At 40.7% G+C, this 11,433-nt stretch carries 12 protein-coding genes; 11 read left to right on the top strand and 1 reads right to left on the bottom strand.

Features of this window, described 5'->3' with window-relative positions:
* A partial coding sequence (locus ASV53_RS19200; protein ID WP_141226282.1) for a restriction endonuclease occupies positions 1–435 on the top strand: 435 nt, incomplete at its 5' end.
* Between the two features lie 549 nt (positions 436–984).
* Here ASV53_RS19200 and ASV53_RS25555 read toward each other — a convergent pair.
* The gene (locus tag ASV53_RS25555) at positions 985–1,146 is read right to left on the bottom strand and encodes a hypothetical protein (RefSeq protein WP_189337917.1); all 162 of its coding nucleotides are present in this window, start codon (positions 1,144–1,146) and stop codon (positions 985–987) included.
* 810 nt (positions 1,147–1,956) lie between these two features.
* Between ASV53_RS25555 and ASV53_RS19205 the strand changes: the two genes are divergently transcribed.
* The 10 genes from ASV53_RS19205 (at position 1,957) to ASV53_RS19240 (ending at position 11,244) form a co-directional block, all read left to right on the top strand.
* Positions 1,957–2,661, top strand: coding sequence for an FRG domain-containing protein (locus tag ASV53_RS19205; RefSeq protein WP_094958273.1), 705 nt, complete (start codon positions 1,957–1,959; stop codon positions 2,659–2,661).
* Positions 2,662–2,954: 293 nt separating this feature from the next.
* Positions 2,955–3,098 (top strand): hypothetical protein, encoded by a 144-nt coding sequence (locus ASV53_RS25560; RefSeq protein ID WP_189337918.1) that lies wholly within the window; start codon positions 2,955–2,957, stop codon positions 3,096–3,098.
* A gap of 560 nt (positions 3,099–3,658) precedes the next feature.
* Positions 3,659–3,886, top strand: a complete 228-nt coding sequence (locus ASV53_RS25225) for a hypothetical protein (protein WP_141226283.1) — start codon at positions 3,659–3,661, stop codon at positions 3,884–3,886.
* A gap of 1,007 nt (positions 3,887–4,893) precedes the next feature.
* Positions 4,894–5,715: a restriction endonuclease gene (locus ASV53_RS19215; protein ID WP_094958275.1), complete on the top strand. Its 822-nt coding sequence runs from the start codon at positions 4,894–4,896 to the stop codon at positions 5,713–5,715.
* 327 nt (positions 5,716–6,042) lie between these two features.
* Positions 6,043–6,186 (top strand): hypothetical protein, encoded by a 144-nt coding sequence (locus ASV53_RS25565; RefSeq protein ID WP_189337919.1) that lies wholly within the window; start codon positions 6,043–6,045, stop codon positions 6,184–6,186.
* A gap of 2,055 nt (positions 6,187–8,241) precedes the next feature.
* Positions 8,242–8,532: a hypothetical protein gene (locus tag ASV53_RS19220; RefSeq protein WP_094958276.1), complete on the top strand. Its 291-nt coding sequence runs from the start codon at positions 8,242–8,244 to the stop codon at positions 8,530–8,532.
* Between the two features lie 176 nt (positions 8,533–8,708).
* A complete protein-coding gene (locus ASV53_RS19225) occupies positions 8,709–9,446 on the top strand; it encodes a hypothetical protein (RefSeq protein WP_094958277.1) in 738 nt (245 codons plus the stop codon).
* Between the two features lie 155 nt (positions 9,447–9,601).
* Entirely contained in the window at positions 9,602–10,150 is a 549-nt protein-coding gene (locus tag ASV53_RS19230) for a GNAT family N-acetyltransferase (RefSeq protein ID WP_094958278.1), read from the top strand.
* 200 nt (positions 10,151–10,350) lie between these two features.
* Positions 10,351–10,785 carry a Panacea domain-containing protein gene (locus tag ASV53_RS19235; protein WP_094958279.1) on the top strand — a complete coding sequence of 145 codons (435 nt, stop codon included), beginning with the start codon at positions 10,351–10,353 and terminating at the stop codon, positions 10,783–10,785.
* 3 nt (positions 10,786–10,788) lie between these two features.
* Positions 10,789–11,244 carry a hypothetical protein gene (locus ASV53_RS19240; RefSeq protein ID WP_094958280.1) on the top strand — a complete coding sequence of 152 codons (456 nt, stop codon included), beginning with the start codon at positions 10,789–10,791 and terminating at the stop codon, positions 11,242–11,244.
* The last annotated feature ends 189 nt before the right edge of the window (positions 11,245–11,433 follow it).

The following is an 11,433-nucleotide window of genomic DNA, read 5'->3' on the forward strand; positions in this document are numbered from 1 at the left end:
CATGATAAAAAAATAAAATCACATGATGGAGAATATCAAATTGATATCTACTGTCAGTTTGAAATGTTTGGTGGTGACTTTAAGGTATTAGTTGAATGTAAGCGTCACAAAAATCCGATTAAACGTGATGTGGTTCAGCTTCTTCATGGAAAGCTTGAATCCATTGGTGCTCATAAGGGTTTTATCATTGCAACAACTGGTTTTCAAAAAGGGGCTATTCAATATGCAACACAGCATGGTATCGCTTTAATACGCATTATTGACGGTGAAGCAATATACGAAACTAAGTCTATTGAAGATACACCTGTTCCTGTTGATATTGACCTACCTGAGTTTGCTGGCGAGATTTTTTCGTATACAGATGATGATTGTTATAGGACAAAGTTGCTCACTGAGGAATATATATCATCACTTGATGAAGAAATGAGAATATAACAAAGCAATCAAGGTGATGCGTTACACTCGGCGGTTTTGGTATGGAGTTCAGTGCGCTTTGCTGGTTCAGTGGGGCACACCTTATTGCAGGCGTTACCCGACTTGGTTGAGTTCTTTTTGTGTACTTAACTCCGCAGTCGCTGTGAGTTGATCAATTCCAGAAGTATTCGTATGCAGTAAGAGTCGTTCGTCGTTCATAGCGGCTTCTTATTTTTAAACGTCTCAACGACTTGTGTGAATGTTCGCTGGTCACCGCGCCAACTTCTGTATTTGGTCTTTACCATGGTTCGGCCGTGGCGGTTGTTATTCCGCGTACTTACCTGTTCTTAAATTTCTCAGCTATTGCCTAGTCATTTTCGAGGATAGCCGCTTTCAATATTGTGGTCGGTTCGTTGGTAGGGAAGTGGTTACATTTTGGTGGTTGCCGAAAGAAATATAATTGTGGGCGTTGTTCGCGGCTTTAGTTTGGGCTGCCTTTTTATCAATACTGGCGAGCGTTTCTGGTTAATCTTTTCTAGATAAACCATAGTGCTAACATCATCGTAGCCGCTATTTTGTGGGTAAACGCGCAGTAATTTCGTGGTTATAGTTTTGAATTTGTCTGCCTTGAATTAGGTGTTTGTCGCGCCTAATCAGCGCAGTTTTTAATTGCACTTCATCATGGCAGGCAAGCTGCTTTGGCCAAGTCGAACGGCCGGGTAACAAAGGCATTAATGTGACGCCTGACACTCGGCGGTTTTGGTCTGAAGTGTATTTGGTTTTGTAAGTATTGCGTTGGCGCACCTTATGCCAAGGCGTTACCCGACTTGGTTGAGTTCTTTTTGTGTACTTAACTCCGCTTTCGCTGCGAGTTGGTCAATTCCAGATAAATTCGTATGCAGTAAGAATCGTTCGTCGTTTGTAGCGGCTTCTTATTTTTAAACGTCTCAACGACTTGCGTGAATGTCCGCTGGTAACCGCGCCAACTTCTGTATTTGGTTTTAACCATGGTTCGGCCGTGGCGGTTTATGCTCTGCGTACTCCCAGTTCTTAAATTTCTCAGCTATTGCCGCGCCATCATCGAGGATAGCCGCTTTCAATATTGTGGTCGGTGCGTTGGCAGTGAAGTGGTTACATTTTGGTGGTTGCCGAAAACAGTCTACTTGTGGGCGATGTTCGCGGCTTTAGTTTGGGCTGCCTTTTAATCAATATTGGCGAGCGTTTCTGGTTCATCTTTTCTAGGTAAACCATAGTGCTAACTTCATCGTAGCCGCTATTTTGTAGGTAAACGCGCAGTAATTACCGTGGTTATATTTTTGAATTTGTCAGCCTTGAGTTGAGTGTTTGTCGCGCTTAATAAGCGCCGTTTTTAATTGCATTTCATCATGGCAGGCAAGCTGCTTTAGCCAAGTCGAACGGCCGGGTAACAAAGGCATTAATGTGACGCCTGACACTCGGCGGTTTTGGTCTGAAGTGTATTTGGTTTAGTAAGTTCAGCGTTGGCGCACCTTATGCCAAGGCGTTAAATTTCAGGGGGTAAATTTGAAGATTCATAATATTTCTAGTTTTTCGGAGTTACACGAAATTCTTTCGATTTATCGTAAATCCAATCGATGGGTTTTTCGTGGGCATGCAGATCCTGATTGGGCACTTGTACCTAAAGCCGGTCGGAATCCATACAATAAATCTGATGATTTATCAGTTTTACAGGCATGGAAAAGACGTGCAATTGAATATGTTTCCAATGTTCCTGAAAATGATTGGGATTGGTTAGCTATTGCACAGCATCATGGTTTAGCTACACGATTATTAGATTGGAGTTATAATCCAATGGTTGCAGCTTATTTTGCTACAACCCATAACTATGATACAGATTCCCATATTTACTGTTATAAGCCTCATAAAGTACTAATTCCCAAAAATGTAAAACCAGAAGAATATGATCGCATTTCGTTGTTCAAGCCAAATGGTGTTGTTCCTCGTATTGCTAGGCAAGGCGGTGTTTTTACTGCACATGGAATACCAAATAAACCGTTAGAAGAAGTTTTATATGAAGAGGATGAACTTGAGTTAATTATCATCGATAAAGCTTATGTTAAAGAATTGAGGTTTGAATTAAATCATTACGGAATAAATGACGCATTTGCATTTCCTGATCTTGACGGTTTATCTAAACATGTTAATTGGTACACTGAGAATCAAGAATATTGGGTATCAAAAGATCGTACGCTTGAAGATGAAATTTAACAAAGCAATCAAGGTGATGCGTTACACTCGGCGGTTTTGGTATGGAGTTCGGTGCGCTTTGCGGGTTCAGTGGGGCACACCTTATTGCGGGCGTTACCCGACTTGGTTTAGTTCTTTTTGTGTACCTAACTCCGCTGTTGCTGTGAGTTAGTCAATTCCAGATAAATTCGTATGCAGTAAGAATCGTTCGTCGTTTGTAGCGGCTTCTTATTTTTAAACGTCTCAACGACTTGCGTGAATGTTCGCTGGTAACCGCGCCAACTCTTTTATTGAGTTTTAACCATGGTTCGGCCGTGGCGGTTGATGCTCCTCGTACTTACTCGTTCTTAAATTTCTCAGCTATTGCCTCACCATTTTCGAGGATAGCCGCTTTTAATATTGTGGTCGGTGCGTTGGTTGGGAAGTGGTTACATTTTGGTGGTTGCCGTAAGCAATAGCATTGTGGACGATGTTCGCGGCTTTAGTTTGTACTGCCTTTTAATCAATATTGGCACGCGCTTCTGGTTGATCTTTTCTAGGTAAACCATAGTGCTAACTTCATCGTAGCCGCTATTTTGTGGGTAAAGGCGTAGTAATTTTCGTGGTTATAGTTTTGAATTTGTCTGCTTTAAGTTTGGTGTTTGTCACGCTTAATAAGCGCCGTTTTTAATTGCATTTCATCATGGCAGGCAAGCTGCTTTAGCCAAGTCGAACGGCCGGGTAACAATGGCATTAATGTGACGCCTGACACTCGGCGGTTTTGGTTTGAAGTGTATTTGGTTTTGTGAGTTCAGCGTTGGCGCACCTTATGCCAAGGCGTTACCCGACTTGGTTGAGTTCTTTTTGCTTACTTAACTCCGCTGTTGCTGTGAGTTGGTCAATTCCAGATAAATTCGTATGCAGTAAGAATCGCTCGTCGTTTGTAGCGGCTTCTTATTTTTAAACGTCTCAATGACTTGCGTGAATATTCGCTGGTCACCGCGCCAACTTCTGTAGTTGGTTTAACCATGGTTCGGCCGTGGCGGTTGATGCTCTGCGTACTTACTCGTTCTTAAATTTCTCAGCTATTGCCGCGCCATTATCGAGGATGCCGCTTTCAATATTGTGGTCGGTTCGTTGGCAGGGAAGTGGTTACATTTTGGTGGTTGCCGTAAGCAGTAAAATTGTGGGTGTTGTTCGCGGCTTTAGTTTGGGTTGCCTTTTAATCAATATTGGCGAGCGTTTTTGGTTCATCTTTTCTAGGTAAACCATAATGCTAACATCATCTTTGCCGCTATTTTGTGGGTAAACGCGCAGTAATTTTCGTGGTTATAGTTTTGAATTTGTCTGCTTTAAGGTTGGTGTTTGTCGCGCTTAATCAGCGCAGTTTTTAATTGTACTTCATCATGGCAGGCAAGCTGCTTAACCCAAGTCGAACGGTCGGGTAACAAAGGCATTAAGGTGACGCTTAACACTCGGCGGTTTTGGTTTGAAATGTATTTGGTTTAGTAAGTTCAGCGTTGGCGCACCTTATGCCAAGGCGTTACCCGACTTGGTTCAGTTCTTTTTGTGTACTTAACTCCGCTGTTGCTGTGAGTTGGTCAATTCCAGATAAATTCGTATGCAGTTAGAATAGTTCCTCGTTTGTAGCGGCTTCTTATTTTTAAACTTCTCAACGGCTTGCGTGAATGTTCACTGGTCACCGCGCTAACTTCTGTATTGGTTTTAACCATGGTTCGGCAGTGGCGGTTGATGCTCCGCGTACTGACCAGTTCTTGAATTTCTCAGCTATTGCCGCGCCATCATCGAGGATGCCGCTTTCAATATTGTGGTCGGTGCGTTGGTAGGGAAGTGGTTACATTTTTGTGGTTGCCGCAAATATTTGAACTGTTGGTGTTGTTCGCGGCTTTAGTTGGGCAGCCTTTTAATCAATATTGGCGAGCGTTTCTGGTTCGTCTTTTCTAGGTAAACCATAGTGCTAACTTTATCGTAGCCGCTATTTTGTGGGTAAACACGCAGTAATTTTCGTGGTTATAGTTTTGAATTTGCCTGCCTTGGGTTAGGTGTTTGTCGCGCTTAATCAGCGTCTTTTTTAATTGCATTTCATCATGGCAGGCAAGCTGCTTAACCCAAGTCAAACGGCCGGGTAACAAAGGCATTAAGGTGACGCTTAACACTCGGCGGTTTTGGTTTGAAGTGTATTTGGTTTTGTAAGTTCAGCGTTGGCGCACCTTATGCCAAGGCGTTATACCCTAAAATAAAAAGGATAGTTCAGTGACAATTGTTGAAGCGATAAAAGAAGTTCTTTCAGCATTAAAAAAACCTCTTACATACAAAGAGATTTATAGCGAAATTATTAGTCGAGGATTATACGAATTTGGTGCGAAGTCGCCTGAAGCAATGGTGAATAGCAAGCTTCGTAAGCACTGTTATGGTTTAGATTTTCCCTCAGCAAGTCCTGCAAAGCATTTCATTATTGACAGTAAAAATGGAAAAACGACAAAGTATTATTTATTTGATTTGACAGTTGTAGAAAAAACAAAAAAGACGGTTACAGCACCAGTTCAATTATTAAATGATAAGCTGCCTGAAGAAAAGTTACATGATGCTTACCTTGAGCATAGAGCAAGTATTAAGAATTTGTTGTTAGAGCATATTTTAGCTTCAGATCCTGCTTTCTTTGAACGTTTGGTTGTCGATTTGCTTTTAGCTATGGGTTATGGGGGCGATTTCCCTGGGGCCGGTTTAGTCAGTGGCGCTCCTGGTGATGGTGGTATTGACGGTGTTATTAAAGAGGATAAGCTTGGTTTAGATAAAATTTATATTCAAGCTAAACGGTATACATCTAATAAAATAGGTCGACCTGATTTACAACAATTTGTAGGTGCTATGGAAAATGTTCAAAAAGGGGTTTTTATAACAACTTCTTCCTTTGCTAAAACAGCAGAATCTTATGTTGAAAAACAGCAAAAAAGTATTGTTTTAATTAATGGTGATCTTTTGTGTGACTTAATGCTTACCCATGGTGTTGGCATTACGAATATAAAAATTTATTCAACTTTTAAGGTTGATACTGATTATTTCATGGATGAATAACATCGGGTATAACAAATGCATCAACACGATTTGCTACACTCGGCGTTGTCAGTTTGCCTTTAGTTTCAGTGATTAAGGCGTAAAAATTCAGCTAGGTCGGCATAGTAGCAAACGTGTTATGCAGGCGTTACCCGACTTGGTTGAGTTCTTTTTGCTTACTTTACTCCGCTGTTGCTGTGAGTTGGTCAATTCCAGATAAATTCGTATGCAGTAAGCATCGTTCATCGGTCATAGCGGTTTCTTGTTTTTAAACTTCTTAACGACTTGCGTGAATGTTCGCTGGTCACCGCGCCAACTTCTGTATTTGGTTTTAACTATGGTTCAGCCGTGGCGGTTGATGCTCTGCGTACTTACTCGTTCTTAAATTTCTCAGCTATTGCCGAACCATTATCTAGGATAGCCGCTTTCAATAATGTGGTCGGTTCGCTGGCAGGGAAGTGGTTACATTTTGGTGGTTGCCGTAAGCAATAGCATTGTGGACGATGTTCGCGGCTTTAGTTTGGGCTGCCTTTTAATCAATATTGCAGGCGCTTCTGGTTCATCTTTTCTAGGTAAACCATAGTGCTAACTTCATCGTTGCCGCTATTTTGTGGGTAAACGCGCAGTCATTTTTGTGGTTATAGTTTTGAATTTGTCTGCCTTGAGTTGGATGTTTGTCGCGCTTAATCTACGCAGCTATTAACTGCCCCTCATCATGGCAGGCAAGCTGCTTGAGCTAAGTCGAACGTCCGGGTAACAAGGGCATTAATGTGACGCTAAACACTCGGCGGTTTTGGTTTGAAGTGTAATTGGTTTAGTAAGTTCAGCGTTGGCGCACCTTATGCCAAGGCGTTATGCATGTTTATATCTTGAATTGAAATGCAGGCTTTCGCGTCGGGTGTAAGTTTCGCGTTGAATGAGCCTCTGTTTCTTCAACCCATCGGTTTGGTGAAACGGCAATTCAGTATTGTCGTTATCAATTCTTGAACATCTCAGGCATCAACGGTCAGATATTCGTGGGTTGCCTAAGTGAATTTAGAGTCGGAACGGTGTCTGTTCTGCGGCTGCCAAGACGTTGTAAATTGGTCGCTCTGTTGAAATGTAAGTTTGCTTTCAACTACTTAAACAGATTGGTTCAAAATACGCTTTTTGTTCCGTGGTTATAATATTCGAGGCAACGCTAGCCAGGTTTCGCCGATAAGCGTGTGATTGCTTTGAGATCATAAAAAGTGAGGTTGCCAATTAAGCTAAGTGCTTGTAGTGCATGCATAACAATGCAATCAAGGTGATGCCTTACACTCGGCATTTTTGGTTTTGAGTTTGGTGCGCTTGGTTGGTGTAACGTGGCACACCTTATTGCGGGCGTTATGCCTGCTCATATTTTGAATTGAAATGTAGGCTTTCACGTCGGGTGTCAGTTCCGCGTTGAATGAGCCTTTGTCTCTTCAACCCATAGGTTTGGCGAAACGGCAATTCAGTATCGTTGCCATCAATTCTTGAACATCTCAGGCATCGGTGGTCACATAATTGTGGGTTGCCTAATTAAATATTAAGTCCAAACAGTGCTTGTTCCTCTGCTGCAAAAGCGCGGTAAATAACTCGTTCCATTGACGTTGAAATTAGCTTTTAACATCATCGTTTATTTGGTTCGAGAAGCGAGTTCTTGTTCTGTGGTTATAAAAATCAAGGCAAGTCTGGTCATTGGTTATCGTGGTTTGAGAGTGAGGAGAGTGGTTGCTTTGAGGGCATTTGCTACTTCAATTTGTGAGATTACTATTTGTTCTTCATTTCTTTGCCAAGTAAGATAAGTGGTTGTAATTCAGGCATAACAATGCAATCAAGGTGATGCGTTTTACTCGGCATTTTTGGTTTGAAGTTCGGTGCGCTTGGTTAGTTCAACGTGGCACACCTTATTGCGGGCGTTACATGCGTATTTTATAACTGTTTTGGCTTCAATGCCGTTGGGCTACTGTGGTTTCCTCCTGTGATCGCATGCAGAAAGAATCGTTCATCGTATATGCGGTTTAAGATCTGAGGTTCCTGAATTTCTTTGGCCTAAATGGCATTGTCTTACCCAAGTTCATGAAGCCGCATTATTGAGTGCCTAGTTGGCGTGTTGTGATTTTTGTGGTTACTAGGTCGCTGTACTTAGGTAGCCAATTGAGTTGGTTGATTGTTGTAATTCTATAGATTGAATTACTTCAGACTCCGCGGACGATTGCAGGCTTTCCTGTTGTCTCGGTGGGGCGGCAAAGCCGCTTTAGCTTCGGAGCTGCATGTAACAATGCAATTAAGGTGATGCCTTTACACTCGGCATTTTTGGTTTGAAGTTCGGTGCGCTTTGTTGGTTCAACGTGGCACACCTTATTGCGGGCGTTATGGCCACTTTTATAAGCTCATCGTTCTAATGCACCTTAGACAGAATCAAAAGGTATAATCGTAAGATCTGATCTCCGCTGTAATCTTCATTTTTCCTCTTGTGTTTGAATTAACATTATGTCCATATGTTATTCTACTTTCTGAAATTAATGGTAAAGGTGAAATAAAATGAGTAAATATCAGTTTTTTTGTAAGCCTAATACAAATCGGAAAGAATTTACTTTCTTGAATTCTGCTTCTGATAGTTTTTTACAAGAAAAAGAACAATTACTAGCGCAAGGGTTTGAAGTTGAAGATGACTATATTTATGCAGATACTGAATCGGAAGCGATAGAAAAGTTTAAATCAAACTTTATCTATGCAACTGAAGAGTATGCAGCATCACATCCAGAATCTGGTTTATTTATCTTCTTAAAAGAATCAGTGCATGCACTGACCAAGGTCTTTAGAAAAAAGTAGGTCATTTGCTTATGTCTTTATATGATTCAAGTCAGTACGGCATTCAATCGTAGCCATAACAAAACAATCAAGGTGATGCATTACACTCGGCATTTTTGGTATGGAGTTCGGTGCGCTTTGTTGGTTCAACGTGGCACACCTTATTGTAGGCGTTATGCATTAGAAAGGGAGTAAAAATGAGCAGTACAACAGATTATATTTTAGGTCTGCAAGAAGAAGAAATGCGTATATGGATATGTGAACACCTCGATGATGAAGACGCAGATGAAGAAACTCCGGGGTGGGACGAATTAGCTCAAGAATGGGCATATATGCAGGCGAGCCAAGAGGAACCTGTTGAGTTTTTTGATTGGTATGTATCTCACTCGTACTCAGATATACAACGAACATTTCATTTTCAAATTCACAAATTACGTGACTTAATGGATATGCAAGTTGCAGTATTCCATGAAGAAACATTTTACAAAATGTCATACGCTCATGCTGTTACACTAATGGAATCATTCTTAGCTGATACAGTACGATCTCTTATTCTTGCTGATAATAAGTATTTCATTAATGCTATAAATAAAGTAGAGGCTTTAAAGGAGTGTAAATTCACAATTAGTGAAATTGCCAAACAAAAAGATGGAGCTCAAGGTTTTGCTATTACTGAGCTTTCAAAAATTATGTATCACAACATTCCGAAAGTTAGAGAAATATTAAAGGCAATATTGGGTAAAAGTTTATCGATAGATATATCTAATGTATGTCGTATTACTTCACTTCGTCATGATATTGTCCATCGTGATGGTAAAACTACCGATGGTAAGTTAATCAAGGTAGATCGAGAAATAACAATGGAAGCAATTGGGCACATTGAAGCATTTGTTAACAACGTGTCTGAAGAAATTCATAACCATCAAAATGCATAACAAAGCCATCAAGGTGATGCATTACACTCGGCGGTTTTGGTATGGAGTTCGGTGCACTTTGTTGGTTCAGTGGGGCACACCTTATGGCAGGCGTTAGCACCTAAGAGCATATTAGCTGAGAGTTGGTAAATTAAACTGTTGATCATAAGGATTGAATGATGAATCAGTGTAAAAAGGTAAATAACCGAAAGATACGCAGGGCTCTTCTGGGCGATATTTCCCAAATGGTTCATGTCGAAAAAGAGTCAGGATCTGTCTTTTCAGCAATGCCAGTCGAATTTTTGAGTTGTTTACCTGAAAATCTGCCCTTACATAGCAAAGAGTTTTATGAACAAGCGGTTAGAAACAATGGTGCATGGTTAGCAGAGCTTGATTCAAAAATTGTAGGTTTTATATGTTTAGACAATATTGAGGAAGAGTCTTCAATTCACATATCAGAATTTGCTGTAGATTATAATTATCAAAGGAAAGGTATAGGAAATCAGCTATTAGGCTTTGTTATTAATTTTGCTGAAAATGAAAACAAGGACCTTACATTAACAACTTTCTCCAATGTTCCATGGAACGCTAACTATTATAGAAAGCTAGGGTTTTTAACCTTAAATGTTAATGAGCAAAACGACAGACTGAAATCGTTGATCGAGCATGAAATTGAAGTAGGCTTGCCGGAACAATATCGCTGCGCAATGAAACTTACAGTTTAGTAATCAATCAGACGCTTTAAAGTGCTAACAAGGCAATCAAGGTGACCCGTTACACTCGGCGGTTTTGGTATGGAGTTCGGTGTGCTTTGTTAGTTCAGTGCGGGGCACCTTATTGCAGGCGTTATGCGTTTCATGAAGCTGGTACTACACTGTTTGTATGTTCAGTGTTAAAATTCCGGCGTTACAATTGGAGTATTAATATGGTAACAGCATATGATGTGGCTAAGTTATTGATTAGCTGGCAAGATTTAGATAATAGTGATTTGTCTAATCTGAAATTACAAAAATTAACGTGGTACTGCCAAGGTTTTTTTAGCGCGATAACTGGGCGCGCGTTGTTTGATGATGACTTTGAAGCTTGGGAGCATGGGCCAGTAATTCCATCTCTTTATCATGAGTTTAAAGACTTTGGACGTAACCCAATAGAATTAGATGTTTCTAGTGATATTGAGCGAGATTTCACTGAAGAAGAGCTTGAAATTATTGATGAAGTATACGAGGTTTTTGGCAAATATAGCGCATGGAAATTGCGTAATATGACTCATGATGAAAAGCCTTGGCTTGACAATGAAGCTAAAGCAGGCTGTATACCATTCGGTGAAATAGTGTCTTATTTTGAGAATAGGTTGAATTAATTAATGGGTGGAGGCAAGAAAAAGCGAGGTATTGCAGCAGCTGCCCCTAAAGCAAATCAAGGTAAAGGTGGAACATCGAGGTTAACAGTTAATGAGTCAGCTACGGACTACGAGGATTCACAAATTGTATTCTCTTTAGAGCGTGTTGTATCTGGGAAATATTGTTATAGCAAACTTGATAAAGACCATAAAGCGGCTTTTGCAGATGCCATATTTAAAAGAAAATCATTTACATGGAAGTCAATACAAGAGGAAGGCCGCCATGGCCTCGGTTATGAAAAAATCAGCAAGAAATCTATAAAAACAGGAGTTCCAGATTTTATTCCTCCAGATTTAAAGAATTTCTTAGCTTTTAGGTTTAAAGGTAAAGCTCCGTTAGTGGGCTATAGGCGACGTAATATATTTTATGTCCTGTGGTTTGATCATAATTTCACGGTATACCCACACAAAAACGCATAACAAAGCCATCAAAACGACCATCAACGCTCGGCATTCTAGGTATTAATTAGCCTTGGTGTCTTTGGTGGTCGAATCACCATTATCGCAACGCGTTGTGGCGTATTATGGCAGGCGTTAAATCTGCCGAGCAAGCTCGGGGAGTGAGCGCTGTCAGATATTGCGTATCTGCTTCTAATATAGCCTAAATTT

It is taken from the genome of Photobacterium sanguinicancri, assembly GCF_002265265.1.
Classification (GTDB): domain Bacteria; phylum Pseudomonadota; class Gammaproteobacteria; order Enterobacterales; family Vibrionaceae; genus Photobacterium; species Photobacterium sanguinicancri.